Origin of the sequence: Pseudomonas sp. Irchel s3h14, from assembly GCF_900187425.1 — a bacterium.
Lineage (GTDB): Bacteria > Pseudomonadota > Gammaproteobacteria > Pseudomonadales > Pseudomonadaceae > Aquipseudomonas.
Genome location: NZ_FYDJ01000001.1, coordinates 33,397 through 50,646, shown reverse-complemented (window position 1 = coordinate 50,646; position 17,250 = coordinate 33,397). Strand labels below are relative to the sequence as shown.

Sequence of the window (17,250 nt, the reverse complement as noted above, 5' to 3'; positions counted from 1 at the left end):
GCTCGCGAAGGCGTCCTTCCATTCACGCATAACTTCAGGCCGGAATCGCCTTGGCCTTAGGCTCTCTGTCCCACACCCGATGCTGCCCGATCGCGGCAAAAAACGGTTTGATCAACTTCGCATCCGCACCCACGATCAACCCCGCATCAGCCTCCAGCTTCAACACATCCAGCAACTGTTTGGCCTCACCCTGCAGCGCAATCGCCTTCAAGTGCTTGTACGCCTCCAACAGGTAATGCAGCGCCACGCCGTCAGTGCTCAACGCCTTGATCGACGCCGCGCCACCGGGCACAAACACCGCATCGAACGCCACCGAAGGCAAGCCTTCCATCGACGCATCGACCGGCAAGGCTTTGCCATCGGCGGTGGTCACCGGAGCAGACGTCGGGCCGAGCAGTTTGGCGTGCGCACCTTCGGCCTTCAGCGCTTTCTTCATGGCTTCAATCGCTGCACCATCGACGCCATTGGCTGCCAGGATTGCCACTTTGCGGGTTTTGATATCCGCCGGCAGCAAGTTGGCCTGGCTCAGGGCCGGCGAGCGATCCGGTGAGGTTTTGCGTACTTCGACCGTCCCGGCTTTGGGCGCTGGCAACCCCAGGTTCTGCGCCACGCGCCTGGCCAGTTCCAGATCGATGTTGGCCAGAATCTCATTCACCTGGCGCGCGCGGATGAACGCCCGCTCAACCTTGCCCAGCTCGAAGCTGTAAGCCGAGATGATGTGCTCCTGCTCGTGCTTGCTCATGCTGTGGAAAAACAGCCGCGCCTGGGAGAAATGGTCGCTGAAGGATTCGCTGCGCTGACGAATTTTGTTGGCGTCGATGCGCTCTGGGTAACTTTCAAAACCGCCATCCAGGGCTGCCGGCGGTGTTTCTTTCGGCCAACCGCTATCAATGGAGTTCGGCTCGTAGGACGCGCGGCCCTTGTCGATGGTGGTGCGATGCAGCGCATCCCGTTGACCATTGTGGAACGGTGCCACCGGGCGGTTGATCGGGATCTCGTGAAAGTTCGGCCCGCCAAGTCGGCTGATTTGCGTGTCGGTGTAGGAAAACAATCGACCCTGCAGCAATGGATCGTTGGAAAAATCTATGCCCGGCACGATATGCCCAGGGCAGAAGGCGACCTGTTCGGTTTCGGCGAAGAAGTTGTCGGGGTTACGGTTGAGGGTCATTTTGCCCAGCGGGGTAATCGGCACCAGTTCTTCCGGAATCAGCTTGGTCGGGTCGAGGATGTCGAAGTCGAATTTATGTTCGTTCTCCTCCTCGATGATCTGCACGCCCAGTTCCCATTCCGGGTAGTCGCCCATCTCGATCGACTCCCAGAGATCGCGACGGTGGTAATCCGTGTCTTTACCGGCGAGTTTCTGCGCTTCATCCCACACCAGCGAACACGTCCCGGCCGTGGGGCGCCAGTGGAATTTGACGAAGCGCGATTTACCTTCGGCATTGATCAGGCGGAAGGTATGCACACCGAAGCCTTGCATGCTGCGCAGGCTTTTCGGGATCGCCCGGTCGGACATGGTCCAGATCACCATGTGCGCCGATTCCGGTACCAGAGAGACAAAATCCCAAAAGGTATCGTGAGCTGAGCCGCCGGTGGGTATCTCATTGTGTGGCTCGGGTTTCACCGCGTGCACGAAGTCAGGAAACTTGATCGCATCCTGAATGAAGAACACCGGCATGTTGTTGCCCACCAGGTCGAAGTTGCCTTCGTCGGTGAAAAACTTCACCGCGAAACCTCGTACGTCCCGCACGGTATCGCCCGACCCACGAGGGCCCTGCACCGTGGAGAAGCGGACGAAAACCGGGGTTTTTTGGCTTGGGTCTTGTAGGAATCCGGCCTTGGTCAGCACGGAATGGGTTTCATAGCTCTGGAAGTAGCCGTGAGCACCGGTGCCGCGGGCGTGGACGATGCGCTCGGGAATGCGTTCATGGTCAAAGTGCGTGATCTTTTCACGCATGATGAAATCTTCCAGCAACGATGGCCCGCGGGCGCCGGCCTTCAACGTGTTCTGGTTGTCCGAGACCTTCACGCCCTGATTGGTGCGCAGGGCCTGTTCAGTGGCGTCGGAGCGAAATTGCTCCAGGCTGTCGAGCTTGGCATTGGTGTTACCGCGGTCCGGTGTATCGGTCCCGGCCAGTGCGCTTTTGGTTGCGGCAGGCTTTTTAGTACTCATCAGGCAAAACTCCTCGTGCGATTCCCGCCGTAGCCAGGACTCTTGAGCAATACCCCAGGCACGGACCGGGGGCGTTTTCGAGTTGCCTAATTAGTGACTGATGACGATTTGCGCCGTTCCTTTTTTCTAACCTTTGATCGCGTTATTGCCAAATGGAAGGTTGAATGCGGAATAAATGCTAATAACCTCTATACGGACAGGCTAAAATGCGCGCCCGGCTAACCGCTGATCCTTTTCCAACGCGCCCCACAAGGTTCGCTACGTGATCGAGTTTCAAAACGTCCACAAAACCTACCGCGTCGCCGGTAAGGATATTCCCGCCCTGCATCCGACCAGTCTGACGATTGAGAACGGTCAGGTCTTCGGTCTGATCGGCCATTCCGGTGCGGGAAAAAGTACCCTGCTGCGTCTGATCAATCGCCTGGAAGAGTCCAGTGGCGGCAAGATATTCGTCGACGGCGAAGAAGTCACCGCGCTCGACGCCAACAGCCTGCGACGCTTCCGTCAGCAAGTCGGGATGATTTTCCAGCACTTCAACTTGCTGGCGTCCAAGACCGTGGCCGACAACGTTGCGCTGCCATTGACCCTGGCCGGTGAACTGTCGCGCAGCGAGATCGACCGGCGTGTGGCCGAATTGCTGAAGCGGGTCGGCCTGTCCGACCACGCCAAGAAGTACCCCGCGCAGTTGTCCGGTGGCCAGAAACAGCGTGTCGGCATTGCCCGCGCCCTGGCAACCAAGCCGAAAATCCTGCTGTGCGACGAAGCCACCAGCGCACTGGACCCGCAGACCACCGCGTCGGTCCTGCAATTGCTGGCCGAGATCAATCGCGAGCTGAAGCTGACCATCGTCTTGATCACCCACGAGATGGACGTGATCCGCCGGGTCTGCGACCAAGTCGCGGTGATGGACGCTGGCGTGATCGTCGAGCAAGGTTCGGTGGCCGAGGTGTTCCTGCATCCGAAGCACCCGACCACCAAGCGCTTCGTGCAAGAAGACGAGCAGATCGACGAAAGCGAGCAGCGCGATGACTTCGCTCACGTGCCAGGTCGCATCGTGCGTCTGACCTTCCAGGGCGAAGCGACCTACGCACCGCTACTGGGCACTGTCGCTCGTGAAACGGGTGTGGACTACAGCATCCTGGCCGGTCGTATCGACCGCATCAAAGACGTGCCCTACGGGCAGTTGACCCTGGCTGTTACCGGTGGCGACATGGAAGCGGCGTTCGCCCACTTCACCGCAGCTGACGTCCACATGGAGGTCCTGCGCTAATGGAAGTCCTGGCAAGTTTCTTCGTCAATATCGACTGGTTCGAAATCTGGCTGGCCACCGGCGATACCTTTCTGATGCTCTTCGGTTCGTTGTTGTTCACCGTTTTGCTCGGCCTGCCCCTGGGCGTGCTGTTGTTCCTCTGCAGCCCGCGTCAGTTGCTGGAAGCCAAAGGCGTCTACGCGATGCTGTCGCTGATGGTGAACATCCTGCGTTCGCTGCCGTTCATCATTCTGCTGATCGTGATGATTCCGTTCACGGTGTTGATCACTGGTACGTCCCTCGGTGTCGCCGGTGCGATTCCGCCGCTGGTGGTGGGCGCTACGCCATTCTTCGCGCGGCTGGTGGAAACCGCCCTGCGTGAAGTGGATCGCGGCATCATCGAGGCGACCCAGGCCATGGGCGCGACGACCCGGCAGATCATCACCAATGCCTTGCTGCCGGAAGCCCGCCCGGGCATCTTCGCCGCGATTACGGTGACAGCCATTACACTGGTGTCCTACACGGCGATGGCGGGTGTGGTCGGCGCGGGTGGTTTGGGCGACCTGGCGATCCGTTTCGGTTACCAGCGTTTCCAGCCTGATGTGATGGTCGTGACGGTGATGTTGCTGCTGGTGATCGTTCAGGTTCTGCAAACCGTTGGCGACAAACTGGTTGTCCATTTCTCCAGGAAATAAAGCGTTCTCGTAAATGACAATTGAGCCGGCCATTCGCTGGCAGGCGTCGAAGACCGGCGCCGCACAAGGAGTTAGCTGAATGAAAAAACTACTCGTAGCGCTCGCAGCAGTTGCGGCGTTCTCTGCTCAGGCCAATGAAACCCTGAGCGTCGCGGCCACCCCGGTTCCGCACGCAGAAATCCTCGAATTCGTGAAACCGGCCCTGGCCAAAGAAGGCGTGGACCTGAAGGTCAAAGTCTTCACCGACTACATCCAGCCGAACGTGCAGGTGGCCGAAAAACGTCTGGACGCCAACTTCTTCCAGCACCAGCCGTACCTCGATGAATTCAACAAGGCCAAGGGCACCAACCTGGTGGCCGTTGCCGGTGTGCACCTGGAACCGCTGGGCGCTTACTCCAGCAAGTACAAAGCGCTGACCGAGTTGCCCGGCGGCGCCAACGTGGTGATCCCGAACGACGCCACCAACGGCGGCCGTGCGCTGTTGCTGCTGGCGAAGGCTGGCCTGATCAAGTTGAAGGATTCGAACAATATCCTCGCTACCGTCAAGGACATCACCGAGAACACCAAGGACCTGAAATTCCGTGAACTGGAAGCCGCGACCATCCCGCGCGTGCTGACCCAGGTCGACCTGGCGCTGATCAACACCAACTACGCGCTGGAAGCCAAGCTTGATCCGTCCAAGGACGCGCTGGTTATCGAAGGCAACGACTCGCCTTACGTGAACATCCTCGTTGCCCGTCCAGACGACAAGGACAGCGAAGCGATGAAGAAGCTGATTGCTGCCCTGCACAGCCCGGAAGTGAAAGCCTTCATCCTCGAGAAGTACAAAGGCGCGGTATTGCCAGCGTTCTGATCAGACAGCAATAAAAGAACGGGGACGCATTGATTGCGTCCCCGTTTTTTTATGCCTGGAATACGGACCCTGTGGGAGCGGGCTTGCTCGCGAATGCGGTGTGTCATTCAGCATTTATGTTGGCTGGCCCACCGCATTCGCGAGCAAGCCCGCTCCCACATTAGTTATGTGTTGCCCAAATTATTGACGGTTCAGCATCACCGGCAACTGCGCCACCAATTTCACGTTGTTCAACGGCGCCCGAATGAACCCACGCTGCGTCCCGTCCGGCCCGATCACCGCCAGGTTGCCGCTGTGGTCGACGGTGTAGTTCGGCTTGCTGGTGTCCGCCGGAATGAACGGAATACTCACCGCGTTGGCCAGTTTCTGAATGTCTTCAACCGACGAAGCCGTCAGCCCTTGGAACTGCGGATCGAAGTAGCCCAGGTACTGCTTGAGCTGCTGGGGTGTGTCGCGATTCGGGTCGACGCTGACCAGAATGATCTGCAACTTATCCACAGCCTCTGGCGGCAGTTCGCTCTTGATCTGGCGCAACTGGGCGAGGGTGGTCGGGCAGATGTCCGGGCAGAAGGTGTAGCCGAAGAACAGCAGCGACCATTTGTCTTTCAGCTCGTTGACCGCCACCGGTTTGCCGTTCTGGTCGGTCATCGTCACGTTCGGCAGGTTGCGGCTTTGCGGTAGCAGAATGATCCCGGCATCGATCAGCGCAGTCGGGTCGCCCTGGCCTTTTCCGGACAGCACTTTGTTGATGGTCAGGCCCAGGACCAGCGCGATCAGGGCAACGAGGATGAAGATGGTTTTCTGGGTTCGAGTCATAGGTTCAACAGTAAGTAGTGGTCTACGAGCAGCGCGATAAACAGCAGGAACAAGTAATAAATAGAGTACTTGAACGTGTTGATCGCCGCGTGCGGCCGAGTGCCACGGTACAGCACGATGGCCCATTGCAGAAACCTCGCGCCAAGTCCCAGCGCGCAAATCAGGTAGAGCACGCCGCTCATGTGGATCACGTACGGCATCAGGCTCACGGCCAGCAGCGCGAAGGTATAAAGCAGGATATGAACTTTGGTGTAGTGCTCGCCATGGGTCACCGGCAGCATCGGGATGTCAGCCTTGGCGTATTCCTCTTTACGGTGAATGGCCAGCGCCCAGAAGTGCGGCGGGGTCCAGGCGAAGATGATCAACACCAACAGCAAGGGTTCGGCGCTGACGTGGCCGGTGGCGGCGGTCCAGCCGAGCAGTGGCGGGGCGGCGCCGGCCAGTCCGCCGATGACGATGTTTTGTGGCGTCGCGCGTTTCAGGAAACCGGTGTAGACCACCGCATAGCCGAGTAGCGAGGCCAGGGTCAGCCACGCCGTCAGTGGATTGGTGAAGGCCAGCAGTATGGTTTGCCCAAGCACCGCCAATACCAAGGCAAACGTCAGCGCGGCCGCCGGTGACACTCGACCTTCGGCCAGGGGACGTTTGTGCGTGCGGGCCATGACCGCATCGATGCGTCGGTCAACCACATGATTGACGGCTGCCGCACCACCGGCACACAAGGCGATCCCCAGATTGCCAAACACCAGCACCGTCCACGGCACCCCGGCGCGGGTCGCGAGGAACATGCCGACCAGCGAGGTGATGAGCATCAGCACCACCACTTTCGGCTTGGTCAGCTCCAGGTAGTCACGCCAGATCGCCTGACTGTGACGTGCGCCGATCAGAGTCGCCATGGCATCTCTCCTTTTATTGTTATGGGCCCGGCTGAGTGTTTACGCGGGCTGAACCGCCAGCGTGCAGGGGGTTGCTGCTTGACCCGAACCAGACTGGTTCGCGCGTGATAATTGACCAGCACCATCGTCAGCAACAGTGCCGCGCCGCCCGCGTTGTGTGCGACGGCCACTGGCAGCGGCAGGTGAAACAGCACATTGCTGATACCGAGGGTGATTTGCGCGGCGAGTGCGATCAGCACCAGCCCGGCCAGCCGCGTCATGCCGACCACCTTCAGCTGCCAGGCCAGTCCGAGCAGCACCAAGGTCACCAGTAATGCGCCGATGCGGTGAGTCAGATGAATCGCCGTGCGAGCATCGTTGTCCAGTTGCCCGCCGAGGTAATTGGGGCCGATGTGTTGGGTCAGGTGAAAACCGTTGGCGAAGTCCGCGGGCGGCAGCCATTGCCCATGACAGGTCGGGAAGTCGATACAGGCCACCGCCGCGTAGTTGGAACTGACCCATCCACCCAAGGCAATTTGCAGAATCACCAGCAGTAACCCGGCGGTCGCCCAGTACTGCAAACGCCGTGGCACGGTTAGCGCCGGCAACACGCCGGACAATCGCAACGTCAGCAAAAACAGCAGACTCAACGTCGCAAAGCCGCCGAGCAAATGCCCAGTGACCACTTGCGGCCAGAGCTTGAGCGTCACCGTCCACATGCCGAATGCCGCTTGGGCAATCACCACCGCCAGCAGGAACAACGGCAACTTCACCGGCTGCCCTGGATGACGACGATGAACCCAGGCGCGGCCGGCCAATACCGAGATCAGCAGCCCTAGCGTGCCGGCGAAGTAGCGGTGAACCATCTCGTTCCAGCCCTTGTGAGCTTCGACGGGCGCATCAGGAAAATGCAGTTCGGCATGGGCCAATTGAACTTCGCTTTGCGGCACGCTGATAAAGCCATAGCAACCCGGCCAGTCCGGACAGCCGAGGCCGGCGTGAGTCAGGCGGGTGTAAGCGCCGAGCAACACCACAATCAGTGCCAGCAAGGTGGCAAACAGCGCGAGGCGAAATCCAGGTTTGGCCATGACGATGCCCTTATCCGATGTTCGACAGTTTCAGCAAATGGCGCAGGTCGTTGAGCAGATCCTTACCCTTCACCGTCGGGTCGTAGCGCAGCACCAGATTGCCGTGAGGGTCGATGATCCACAGCTGTGGCACTGACTGGTCGCCGGCGGTCTTATGGAAGTCGGTCAAATTCAGTGGATAACGTTGTAATTGAGGATACTCGCGCGTCAGCTTGGCGTCGTATTCACTGCTCAGCGGTTGTGCCGCGGCCAAGGCATGACTGGCGCGCCCGGCATCACGGCCGAGGCCGATCTGGATCTGCCGCGCCAGGTACACCAGTTGCTGGCAGTCCACCGAGCAATCCTTGGGCGCGGTCACCAGTATCTGCCAACGATCCTCCTGCGCCTGCACGCCGAGGTCGGCGCGGGTCTGGCCGTTGCCGATCAGTTCGCCGTGGTAACTGCGACCTTCTGGCACCCAGAACTGCAATTTGTACATGCCGGTGGCGAGGATCATCGGACCGATCACCCCAAGCAGGATCAGCAGCAATTGCAAGCGACCCTTGCGCCGACTCGCCGGCGTTTTCGCCTCAGACATGCTGGGTGGATTCATGGCCGCTCCCATGGTGTTTCTCCTTTGCGTTGTGCCAGCCGAGATAGAGATAGAGGCCGAACAGGGCGATCGACATAGCGAACCACTGCACGGCATAAGCCAGGTGTTTTTCCGGTCCCATGGCGACTACCGGCCAATCAGCCTGGTAAGTCGCGGGACCGCTTTCTGCGCGTAATTCGTAGGCAAAACCTTCGCGATCCAGCGTCGTCCAGAGCTTGACCGGCTCGACCGCGGTGATCAGTTGTGGCCAGGTCGTGGTGTTCGGGTCGGCGTGCAATTGGAAGGTGGCGCCGGGGGAGACGTAGACCCAGGCAACGAGGCTCAAGGACTGAGTCGGTGTGGTGAATTGCGGTGGGGTGCGGCGATCCGGCCACGGCAGCCAGCCGCGATTGACCAGCAGCCAGAGCCCGGTCGCCTGATCCTGAAACGGTTGCAGCAGTTCGACGCCAACCTTGCCGTCGCGCTGACGGTTATCCAGCAACAGGCTGTGTGCGGCATCGAACTGGCCGTGCAGGTGTACCCGGCGGAAGGCCGGATCTGCGGTGGGTTGCAGCTCGGTGCTGGCCATCGGTTCAGCGGCACGGCGCTCGGTGTAGCTTTGCAGCAGCGCGCTTTTCTCTGCGCCCCGGCTCATTTGCCAGAACCCGAGTGACACCAGCATGGGCAACAACACCGCGACCACCAGGGTCGGCACGATGCCCGGCCGGAAACGCTTCATGGCGTCGCCAGAAAGTCGGTAGTCGCGATAGCTATACTCAAGTGCATCGCCTTTCCCCCGGAGTCTCACCATGCTCAAAGCAGCCATCGTCCTGATGCTGATTGCCACGGTTGTCAGCCTGTTCAGCGGCCTGTTTTTTCTGGTCAAGGACGACAGCCGCTCGAACCGCCTCGTCATTGCCTTGAGTGTTCGTGTTGCGCTGGCCGCCATTACCCTCGGCTTGATTGCCTGGGGTTTTTTCAGCGGCCAGTTGGTGTCGCACGTGCCTTGGTAGCTCTTTAAGTCAAGAGCCTCAGAGCACGTAGACGAAAACGAAAAGCCCGATCCACACCACGTCCACGAAGTGCCAGTACCAGCTCGCGGCCTCAAATCCGAATTGGTGATCGGCATCGAAATGCCCGCGCATGATCCGCATCAGCATTACAAACAGGATGATGGTGCCCATGGTCACGTGGGCGCCGTGGAAGCCGGTGAGCATGAAGAAGGTCGCGCCGTAGATCCCGGAACCCAGGGTCAGGCCCAGTTCCTTGTAAGCGTGGATGTACTCTTCGGCCTGGAAGCCGAGGAACGCGCAACCGAGCAGTACGGTCAGCGCCAGCCAGATTTTCAGTGCGCCGCGATGGCCCTTTTTCAAGGCGTGGTGGGCGATGGTCACGGTGACGCTGGAACTCACCAGCAGCACGGTATTGAGCAGCGGCAGGCCCCACGGGCTGATGACATCCTTGGGCGGCGGAAACAGTTTCGAATCAGGGTTGTTCAGCAACGGCCAGACGAACTCGAAATTAGGCCAGAGCATATGAGCGAGGCCTTTGGCCCCTTCACCCCCGAGCGCCGGGCCGGAAATGTTTCTCACATAAAACAGTGCGCCGAAGAACGCGATGAAGAACATCACCTCCGAGAAGATGAACCAGCTCATGCCCCAGCGGAACGAGCGATCCATCTGTGCGCTGTACAACCCCTGGCGGCTTTCCTTGATCACCGTACCGAACCAGCCGAACAGCATGTAGGCCAGCAGCAGGCTACCGACGAAAAAGATCAGCGGGCCGTGGGACTCCGGCCGCGCCGCCTTCAGGTCGTTGAACCAGGTGGCCAGGCCGAGCACGGTGACGAACATACCGACCGTGGCAATGATCGGCCATTTGCTCTGTGCCGGAACGTAATAATGTTCATGAGTTGCCATTTATTGTTCTCCTTATCGGGCACGCTTTAACGCCTAGCCACCGGTGTTTGCAGCAACAGCCGCGGGTGGATGACGTGCGGTGATATCGAACAGCGTGTAGGAAAGCGTCAGGTGCTTCACATCCTTGGGCATGTCACGGTCAACGATGAAACGTACCGGCATCTCGATCCGTTGACCGGGCTGCAGCACTTGCTGGGTAAAGCAGAAACATTCGGTTTTGTGGAAGTACGCCGCCGCGGCGCTGGGCGCGATGCTCGGAACCGCCTGGGCGCTCATCGGGCGATCGGTCGGGTTATGGGCGATGAAAATCATCTCGTTCACCGCCCCCGGATTAGCCGTCAGCTCATCGCTCTTGGGATAGAAGTCCCAGGACATGTCGGCGGAATTGGTCGACAGAAACTGCACGCGAACCTGCCGCGAGGTGTCGACCGTTTGCTCGCCCTCGTACTGCCCGCCGGTCTTGCCGTTGATGCCGAACGCCTTGCACATCACGTCGTAGATCGGCACCAGGGCAAACCCGAAGACAAACATCGCCACCACCACCAGCAGCAGGCGCGTGACCAGTTTCTTCAACGAAATCGAATCAGCCATGATTTCCAACCCCCACCGAGAACCCTGTGGGAGCGGGCTTGCTCGCGAAGCAGACGCCGCGGTCCGTCAGATCAACCGCGTTATCGTTCTTCGCGAGCAAGCCCGCTCCCACATAGGGTTGCGCGTTCATTTCACTTCCGGCGGCGTGGTGAAGGTGTGATACGGCGCCGGTGACGGGATGCTCCATTCCAGGCCTTCGGCCCCATCCCACGGTTTGGCCGGTGCCGGCTCGCCGCCACGAATGGTCTTGATCACGATGAACAGGAAGAAGATCTGCGTGGCGCCGAACATGAACGCGCCGATCGACGACACCATGTTGAAGTCGGCGAATTGCAGGTTGTAGTCGGGAATCCGTCGCGGCATGCCCGCCAGCCCCACAAAGTGCATCGGGAAGAACGCCAGGTTCATGCCGATGAACGACAGCCAGAAGTGCAGCTTGCCGAGGGTTTCGTCGTACATGTGGCCGGTCCATTTCGGCAGCCAGTAGTAGGCCGAGGCGAAGATCCCGAAGATCGCCCCCGGCACCAGCACATAGTGGAAGTGCGCGACCACAAAGTAGGTGTCCTGGTACTGGAAGTCTGCCGGGGCGATGGCCAGCATCAACCCGGAGAAACCGCCGATGGAAAACAGGATCACGAACGCTACGGCAAACAGCATCGGTGTCTCGAAGGTCAGCGAGCCTTGCCACATGGTACTGGCCCAGTTGAACACCTTCACTCCGGTCGGCACCGCGATCAGCAACGTGGCGTACATGAAGAACAACTCGCCCACCAGCGGAATGCCGACCACGAACATGTGGTGCGCCCAGACGATGAACGACAGGAACGCGATACTCGCCGTCGCATAGACCATCGAGGTGTAGCCAAACAGCGGCTTGCGTGAGAACGCGGGAATGATCGAGCTGACGGCACCGAAGGCCGGCAGGATCATGATGTACACCTCGGGGTGACCGAAGAACCAGAACACGTGCTGGAACAACACCGGGTCACCGCCACCGGCGGCACTGAAGAAGCTGGTGCCGAAGTGGATGTCCATCAGCATCATCGTCACGCACCCGGCCAGTACCGGCATCACCGCAATCAGCAGGAACGCGGTAATCAGCCAGGTCCAGACGAACAGCGGCATTTTCATCAGCGTCATGCCGGGGGCGCGCAGGTTGAGGATGGTGGCGATCACGTTGATCGCACCCATGATCGAACTGATCCCCATCAAGTGGATGGCGAAGATGAAGAACGTCACGCTTTCCGGCGCATAGGTCGTCGACAGCGGGGCGTAGAACGTCCAGCCGAAGTTCGGACCGCCGCTGGGGGTGAACAGGGTCGATACCAGCAGGATGAACGCCGCCGGCAATAGCCAGAAGCTGAAGTTGTTCATCCGTGGCAGGGCCATGTCCGGCGCGCCGATCATCAACGGGATCATCCAGTTGGCGAGGCCGACGAACGCCGGCATCACCGCACCGAAGACCATCACCAGACCGTGCATGGTGGTCATCTGGTTGAAGAACTCCGGCTGGACGATTTGCAGTCCCGGCTGGAACAACTCGGCACGAATCACCATCGCGAACGAGCCGCCGAGCAAGAACATGGAGAACGCGAACCACAGGTACAGCGTGCCGATATCCTTGTGGTTGGTGGTCAGCACCCAGCGCATCAGGCCTTTGGCGGGGCCGTGGGCGTGGGCGGTGCCGGTATGAACATGGTCATCGACGACAGCAGTCATGTCCTGTCTCCTGCAAACAGATGGGCTGGGCAGGCCGGGGCGCGATGCCCCGACGGGTTCCTTACGTGCGCAATAGACCGGGTCATTTGCTTTCCGCCTGTTTCAGCTCCAGCACTTCTTTAGGGGTGACCATGTCGCCCTTGTTGTTGCCCCAGGCGTTACGTTCGTAGGTCACGACCGCTGCGATATCGACTTCCGAGAGTTGCTTGCCGAACGCCGCCATGGAGGTACCGGGTTTGCCGTGGAAGACAATGCCCAAGTGATCCTTGATCGGTCCGGTAGCGATTTTCGAGCCCTTGAGCGCCGGGAACATCGGCGGCAGGCCCTGACCTTCGGCCTGGTGACAGGCGACGCAGGTGGTGTGATAGACCTTGTCGCCGCGCTCTTTGAGCTCGTCGAGGGTCCATTCCTTACTGGTCAGCTCTTTGAGCTGCAGGGCTTCAGCCTTGCGCTCGGCCAGCCATTTTTCGTAATCGGCCTTTTCCTTGACCTCGACCACGATCGGCATGAAGCCGTGGTCCTTGCCGCACAATTCGGCGCATTGACCGCGGTAGAGACCGGGCTTGTCGACGCGGGTCCAGGCTTCGTTGACGAACCCCGGAATCGCATCGCGCTTGACCGCAAAGGCCGGCACCCACCAGGAGTGGATGACGTCGGCGGAAGTCACCAGGAAGCGCACCTTGGCGCCGATCGGCAGCACCAAAGGCTTATCGACCTCAAGCAAGTAGTGCTCGCTCTTGGCTTCCTTGTTGTGGATCTGATCGGCGGGCGTGGTCAGGTTGCTGAAGAACTCGACATCCTGGCCCAGGTATTTGTAGTGCCACTTCCACTGATAGCCGGTGACCTGGATATCGATATCCGGCTCACTGGCGTCGTACATCTTGATCAGGGTTGCAGTCGCGGGAACCGCCATGGCCACCAGGATCAGGAAGGGCACGATGGTCCAGAGGATTTCAACGGTGGTGCTTTCATGAAATTTTGCGGCCACCTGCCCGGTCGAGCGGCGGTGGAGAATCATCGACCAGAACATGGCGCCGAAGACGATGATGCCGATCACTACACAGATCCAGAAAATGGTCATGTGCAGGTCAAATACTGCGTGACTGATTTCAGTCGCTCCCGGCGCCATATTCACAGTCCAGGCCGCTTGTGCCTGACTGAAAATCGACCACAACAGGAGGCCCATCCAGACGTGTGGATGTCGCATCATTGCGGGTTCCCCTTATCGTTCTTTTTATCCCGCCGGCTTTCACCTGCGGCAAGGGAGCGGCTTTTTCAGACTACGAACTTGAATCGCCAAGCCTTGCTGCGTGTGCAGTCGGGCGCATCAGCTAACTCCATTCCCACCCGAGTATAGACAGCGACTGCCACCTCGCAATGTGAGGGCGTAAATCATCTGAAACAGGTGGGACTTGCGTTCCAGGGCTCGAATGGAGAAGGATGCAGACGAGTGGTGGCAAACCGATATAACTTTGATGTCTCAAGGATGAAATAATTATGACAAATGCGTCTTAGCATTTTTCGTATGCCAGCTAAGTTATGTCTTCCCTATTTCATTGCCTTTGTTTCCTGGAGTTTTCATGAACACCGCCGCATTGCGCGAGCAGATCCAAAAAGCCCAACAACACGAAGCCGAGACCGGCCTGCTGACTCGTCAGCTGGAAAGCAAACTGCCTCATCTACACCCATCCATCCAATTGCCGGAAGCGGACGCCAATGGTGTGCTGACGCGTTTTGTCGCCGCCTACATCGATGAAGTTCCTGATCTGCTGGATGCAGCCAATGAAGTTGCCAGGGAAGCGGGTATCGAGTCACAGATCAAACCGGTGCTGAAAATTGCCGAACAGTACTTCCTCCAGCCGCCGACGATAATGGCTGGACACATCGGGCTCGACAGCCTGCTGGACGAAGCCTATCTGGCGCACCGTTTTGTCGAAGAGGTCAATGACCTGTACATCAAGCATTTTGGCCAGCCACTGATCCCCTTGGACATGACTGTCGCCAACCTGATTGCCCACCAACTGATCGGTGAGGAGTTCGCCAACCAACTGGATGAGGCTGTACATCACGCCGTGGACGAGATGCTCGACGACGAAAGCTTCGCGCTGGAGTCGGTGGAAGCCTACCGTGGAAAGCTAAGCAGCCCGGACACTGGCGCTGCGTGGAAGCGCTGGCCGTGCATGTCGCGTCGGTTAGGCGTGGGCCTGGAACTGGATCAGCCAGCGGCTTGATCCATTGATCAACACAATCCCCTGTAGGAGCTGAGCTTGCTCGCGATGCGGTGTATCAGTCGACGTCAATGTCGAATGTAAATCCGTCATCGCGAGCAAGCTCGGCTCCTACAAGGTGATTCAAGCGGTGGAACCGACACCCGTCGTGGTCCGTAATCGCCCCTCCAACCTGCGCTTCAACCCCCGCGCTTCAATCAACAGTTTTGATCCCTTGGCCGCATTGGCCCGACCCCATTCCTCCAGCAACTCCAGACACGAGTGATCGATGTAGCTCAGGTTATTGAGCGGCACATGCACCGTCGCGCCTGCCGGAATGGTCCCCAGCACCTGGGTCAGCGCCGGCACTTTGAGAAAGGTCGCTGCACCTGTCAATCGCAGCTCCATTTCTCCGTCCTTGGGCAGATCGATCAGGCTGATTTTCAGCCGCGAAGCCTTCCAGGCCAGTTTGGCCAGGGTCAGGCCGAAGCCGATCAGCACACCGGTCAGCAGGTCGGTGAAGACGATTGCCAGGGCAGTCGCCGCGTAGGTGAACATCGGCATCCGGCCATAACGGCCCAGACCGCGGAAGGCCTTGAGGTCGACCAGTTTGAAGCCGGTGTAAACCAGAACGCCCGCCAGGCTCGCCACCGGGATGCTTTGCAGCACGCTGGACAGCAGCAACACGAAAGCCAGCAACCACAGGCCGTGGAAGATCGTCGACAGTCGCGTGGTGGCGCCGGCCTGGACGTTGGCCGAACTGCGCACGATCACGCCGGTCATTGGCAGTGCGCCGAGCAGACCGCAGAGCATGTTGCCGACGCCTTGAGCCGACAATTCCCGGTCGAAGTCCGAGCGCTGGCCACTGTGCATGCGGTCCACCGCGGCGGCCGAAAGCAGGGTTTCGGCGCTGGCGATAAACGCCACGGCAAATGCGGCAATGAGCAGCGTCGGGTCAGCGAGGTTGAGTAAATCTGCGGGTTTCAGCCAGTCGATGGCTTCCGCCAGGTTGGCCGGGACTTCCACTCGTTTGACCTGCAAGGCGAGCACCAGGCTGGCAACGGTCGCCAGGCCTACACCCAGCAGTGCGCCAGGAATGAAGCGCAGGGAATGGGGGCGGAATTTCTCCCACAACCACATCACCGCAATCGTCGACAGCCCGAGCAAACCGGCTTGCCAACCGAAGGAGGGCAAGGCCTGCACGACGGCAGCCGGGAAGGCTGCCAGGTTATCCAGCCCGGAAGGCTTGGGCACGGCGTCGAGCATCACATGCACCTGTGACAACACGATCAGCACGCCAATCCCGGCGAGCATGCCGTACACCACCGCCGGCGCCGTCACCCGAAACCAGCAGCCCAGCTTCAAACGCCCGGCCACCAGTTGCAGAAAACCGGCCAGCAGCAGGATTGGTCCGAGCATGTCGATGCCGTGCTGGCGTACCAATTCGAACACCAGAACAGCCAAACCGGCCGCCGGGCCGCTGACTTGCAGTGGCGAACCGGCAATCCAGCCCACCACCAGGCCACCGATGATCCCGGTGATCAAGCCTTTGGACGGCGGCAGCCCCGAGGCGATGGCGATGCCCATGCACAAGGGCAGGGCGACGAGAAACACAACCACGGACGCCAGCAGCTCCCGTGGCAGAACAGCTTTAAGTTGAGCAGCACGCATGGTGACTCTCCCGAAGTTTTCTTCAGGCGTGGCGAAGCCGGGCTGCTTGATCAGCAGCCTCGACTAAACCACACAATAATTTAGGAAGATTTAGAAGCGCGCTTTAGGCGTCGCCACCGGAATCGGATGGCTGCCATCGAGCGGCAGGAAACAACCCTTGTCCGCGTCGTAAGCTCTGATTTCGCTGGTTTCGATGTTGTAGATCCAACCATGGATAAACAGCTGACCATTGGCCATGCGCGAGGCAACCGACGGGTGCGTGCGCAAATGTTGCAGCTGGGCGATCACATTCTCCTCGGTGAGGACGTGCATGCTTTCGTTTTCGTCAGCGCAATGGCAGTTTTCCTGGACCATGGTTTTTGCCACTTCGGCATGACGCAACCAGGCTTTGACCGTCGGCATTTTTTCCAGGCTTTGCGGGTTGAGCACTGCGCGCATCGCGCCACAGTCAGAGTGCCCGCAGATGATGATGTGTTGCACACCGAGGGCCAGAACGGCGTATTCGATCGCCGTGGAAACACCGCCGTTCATTTGCCCATAAGGCGGCACAACGTTGCCGACGTTACGGGTGACGAACAGGTCGCCGGGGGCGCTTTGGGTGATCAGCTCAGGAACGATGCGCGAATCGGCGCAGGCGATGAACATCGCTCTGGGGCTCTGGGCCGTGGCGAGTTTTTTGAAGAGTTCTTCCTGCTGTGGAAAAACTTCGTGATGAAAATGCAAAAAGCCGTCAACAATATGCTGCAGCGCTGCATCGGCGGTTTCCGCCTCGGGTTGGGCTGAAGCCGACGCAGCCAACGGCTGTTTATCCTTGTCACTCATG

The 17,250-nt window shown here is 59.5% G+C and carries 17 protein-coding genes; 5 read left to right on the top strand and 12 right to left on the bottom strand.

The genetic code is table 11. The features are described from left to right. Positions 1-34 precede the first annotated feature (34 nt). Entirely contained in the window at positions 35-2,173 is a 2,139-nt protein-coding gene (gene katE, locus CKW16_RS00275; protein WP_095126766.1) for a catalase HPII, read from the bottom strand. A 262-nt stretch (positions 2,174-2,435) separates the two neighbouring features. Here katE and CKW16_RS00270 point away from each other — a divergent pair, with 262 nt between their 5' ends. The 3 genes from CKW16_RS00270 to CKW16_RS00260 all read left to right on the top strand — a co-directional run bounded on the left by CKW16_RS00270 (position 2,436) and on the right by CKW16_RS00260 (position 4,970). Beyond that, positions 2,436-3,443, top strand: coding sequence for a methionine ABC transporter ATP-binding protein (locus CKW16_RS00270; RefSeq protein WP_056738424.1), 1,008 nt, complete (start codon positions 2,436-2,438; stop codon positions 3,441-3,443). Continuing rightward, positions 3,443-4,117 (top strand): methionine ABC transporter permease, encoded by a 675-nt coding sequence (locus CKW16_RS00265; protein WP_095126765.1) that lies wholly within the window; start codon positions 3,443-3,445, stop codon positions 4,115-4,117. The genes CKW16_RS00270 and CKW16_RS00265 overlap by 1 nt, the downstream gene beginning before the upstream one ends. Positions 4,118-4,196: 79 nt before the next feature. Further along, positions 4,197-4,970, top strand: coding sequence for a MetQ/NlpA family ABC transporter substrate-binding protein (locus CKW16_RS00260; protein ID WP_095126764.1), 774 nt, complete (start codon positions 4,197-4,199; stop codon positions 4,968-4,970). 180 nt (positions 4,971-5,150) lie between these two features. Here the strand turns inward: CKW16_RS00260 and CKW16_RS00255 are convergent, their stop codons facing one another. From CKW16_RS00255 to CKW16_RS00235, 5 genes are read right to left on the bottom strand one after another with little or no spacing between them, the layout of a single operon-like run. Continuing rightward, the gene (locus tag CKW16_RS00255; protein WP_095126763.1) at positions 5,151-5,786 is read right to left on the bottom strand and encodes an SCO family protein; all 636 of its coding nucleotides are present in this window, start codon (positions 5,784-5,786) and stop codon (positions 5,151-5,153) included. Beyond that, positions 5,783-6,682 carry a heme o synthase gene (gene cyoE, locus CKW16_RS00250; protein WP_095126762.1) on the bottom strand — a complete coding sequence of 300 codons (900 nt, stop codon included), beginning with the start codon at positions 6,680-6,682 and terminating at the stop codon, positions 5,783-5,785. Before cyoE ends, CKW16_RS00255 begins: the two co-directional genes overlap by 4 nt. Next, complete coding sequence (locus CKW16_RS00245) at positions 6,670-7,749, bottom strand: heme A synthase (RefSeq protein WP_095126761.1); 1,080 nt, start codon at positions 7,747-7,749, stop codon at positions 6,670-6,672. Before CKW16_RS00245 ends, cyoE begins: the two co-directional genes overlap by 13 nt. Positions 7,750-7,759: 10 nt before the next feature. After that, positions 7,760-8,353: a hypothetical protein gene (locus CKW16_RS00240; protein WP_095127244.1), complete on the bottom strand. Its 594-nt coding sequence runs from the start codon at positions 8,351-8,353 to the stop codon at positions 7,760-7,762. Beyond that, positions 8,319-9,059, bottom strand: coding sequence for an SURF1 family protein (locus CKW16_RS00235; RefSeq protein ID WP_095126760.1), 741 nt, complete (start codon positions 9,057-9,059; stop codon positions 8,319-8,321). The genes CKW16_RS00240 and CKW16_RS00235 overlap by 35 nt, the downstream gene beginning before the upstream one ends. A gap of 70 nt (positions 9,060-9,129) precedes the next feature. On the opposite strand from CKW16_RS00235, the gene CKW16_RS00230 reads away from it, so the two are divergent. Then, positions 9,130-9,333, top strand: coding sequence for a twin transmembrane helix small protein (locus tag CKW16_RS00230; protein WP_095126759.1), 204 nt, complete (start codon positions 9,130-9,132; stop codon positions 9,331-9,333). 18 nt (positions 9,334-9,351) lie between these two features. Here the strand turns inward: CKW16_RS00230 and CKW16_RS00225 are convergent, their stop codons facing one another. From CKW16_RS00225 to coxB, 4 genes are all read right to left on the bottom strand, one after another. Then, entirely contained in the window at positions 9,352-10,239 is an 888-nt protein-coding gene (locus tag CKW16_RS00225; protein WP_095126758.1) for a cytochrome c oxidase subunit 3, read from the bottom strand. 33 nt (positions 10,240-10,272) lie between these two features. Further along, entirely contained in the window at positions 10,273-10,830 is a 558-nt protein-coding gene (locus tag CKW16_RS00220; RefSeq protein ID WP_008152475.1) for a cytochrome c oxidase assembly protein, read from the bottom strand. Between the two features lie 126 nt (positions 10,831-10,956). Continuing rightward, positions 10,957-12,549: a cytochrome c oxidase subunit I gene (ctaD, locus tag CKW16_RS00215; protein ID WP_095126757.1), complete on the bottom strand. Its 1,593-nt coding sequence runs from the start codon at positions 12,547-12,549 to the stop codon at positions 10,957-10,959. Between the two features lie 82 nt (positions 12,550-12,631). Next, the gene (coxB, locus tag CKW16_RS00210; RefSeq protein WP_095126756.1) at positions 12,632-13,759 is read right to left on the bottom strand and encodes a cytochrome c oxidase subunit II; all 1,128 of its coding nucleotides are present in this window, start codon (positions 13,757-13,759) and stop codon (positions 12,632-12,634) included. A gap of 370 nt (positions 13,760-14,129) precedes the next feature. On the opposite strand from coxB, the gene CKW16_RS00205 reads away from it, so the two are divergent. Further along, positions 14,130-14,780, top strand: coding sequence for a hypothetical protein (locus tag CKW16_RS00205; protein WP_046044861.1), 651 nt, complete (start codon positions 14,130-14,132; stop codon positions 14,778-14,780). 120 nt (positions 14,781-14,900) lie between these two features. On the opposite strand, the gene CKW16_RS00200 is transcribed toward CKW16_RS00205, so the two are convergent. Both CKW16_RS00200 and CKW16_RS00195 read right to left on the bottom strand, forming a co-directional pair. Further along, a complete protein-coding gene (locus CKW16_RS00200) occupies positions 14,901-16,427 on the bottom strand; it encodes a SulP family inorganic anion transporter (protein ID WP_095126755.1) in 1,527 nt (508 codons plus the stop codon). A 90-nt stretch (positions 16,428-16,517) separates the two neighbouring features. Continuing rightward, complete coding sequence (locus tag CKW16_RS00195; protein WP_033059830.1) at positions 16,518-17,249, bottom strand: carbonic anhydrase; 732 nt, start codon at positions 17,247-17,249, stop codon at positions 16,518-16,520. Between the last annotated feature and the right edge of the window lies 1 nt (position 17,250).

Excerpts from the sequence above, each read along its gene's own strand:
- katE (WP_095126766.1), bottom strand. The coding sequence starts at position 2,173 with ATGAGTACTAAAAAGCCTGCCGCAACCAAAAGCGCACTGGCCGGGACC.
- CKW16_RS00265 (WP_095126765.1), top strand. The coding sequence starts at position 3,443 with ATGGAAGTCCTGGCAAGTTTCTTCGTCAATATCGACTGGTTCGAAATC.
- CKW16_RS00260 (WP_095126764.1), top strand. The coding sequence starts at position 4,197 with ATGAAAAAACTACTCGTAGCGCTCGCAGCAGTTGCGGCGTTCTCTGCT.
- CKW16_RS00255 (WP_095126763.1), bottom strand. The coding sequence starts at position 5,786 with ATGACTCGAACCCAGAAAACCATCTTCATCCTCGTTGCCCTGATCGCG.
- cyoE (WP_095126762.1), bottom strand. The coding sequence starts at position 6,682 with ATGGCGACTCTGATCGGCGCACGTCACAGTCAGGCGATCTGGCGTGAC.
- CKW16_RS00245 (WP_095126761.1), bottom strand. The coding sequence starts at position 7,749 with ATGGCCAAACCTGGATTTCGCCTCGCGCTGTTTGCCACCTTGCTGGCA.
- CKW16_RS00240 (WP_095127244.1), bottom strand. The coding sequence starts at position 8,353 with ATGGGAGCGGCCATGAATCCACCCAGCATGTCTGAGGCGAAAACGCCG.
- CKW16_RS00235 (WP_095126760.1), bottom strand. The coding sequence starts at position 9,059 with ATGAAGCGTTTCCGGCCGGGCATCGTGCCGACCCTGGTGGTCGCGGTG.
- CKW16_RS00230 (WP_095126759.1), top strand. The coding sequence starts at position 9,130 with ATGCTCAAAGCAGCCATCGTCCTGATGCTGATTGCCACGGTTGTCAGC.
- CKW16_RS00225 (WP_095126758.1), bottom strand. The coding sequence starts at position 10,239 with ATGGCAACTCATGAACATTATTACGTTCCGGCACAGAGCAAATGGCCG.
- CKW16_RS00220 (WP_008152475.1), bottom strand. The coding sequence starts at position 10,830 with ATGGCTGATTCGATTTCGTTGAAGAAACTGGTCACGCGCCTGCTGCTG.
- ctaD (WP_095126757.1), bottom strand. The coding sequence starts at position 12,549 with ATGACTGCTGTCGTCGATGACCATGTTCATACCGGCACCGCCCACGCC.
- coxB (WP_095126756.1), bottom strand. The coding sequence starts at position 13,759 with ATGATGCGACATCCACACGTCTGGATGGGCCTCCTGTTGTGGTCGATT.
- CKW16_RS00205 (WP_046044861.1), top strand. The coding sequence starts at position 14,130 with ATGAACACCGCCGCATTGCGCGAGCAGATCCAAAAAGCCCAACAACAC.
- CKW16_RS00200 (WP_095126755.1), bottom strand. The coding sequence starts at position 16,427 with ATGCGTGCTGCTCAACTTAAAGCTGTTCTGCCACGGGAGCTGCTGGCG.
- CKW16_RS00195 (WP_033059830.1), bottom strand. The coding sequence starts at position 17,249 with ATGAGTGACAAGGATAAACAGCCGTTGGCTGCGTCGGCTTCAGCCCAA.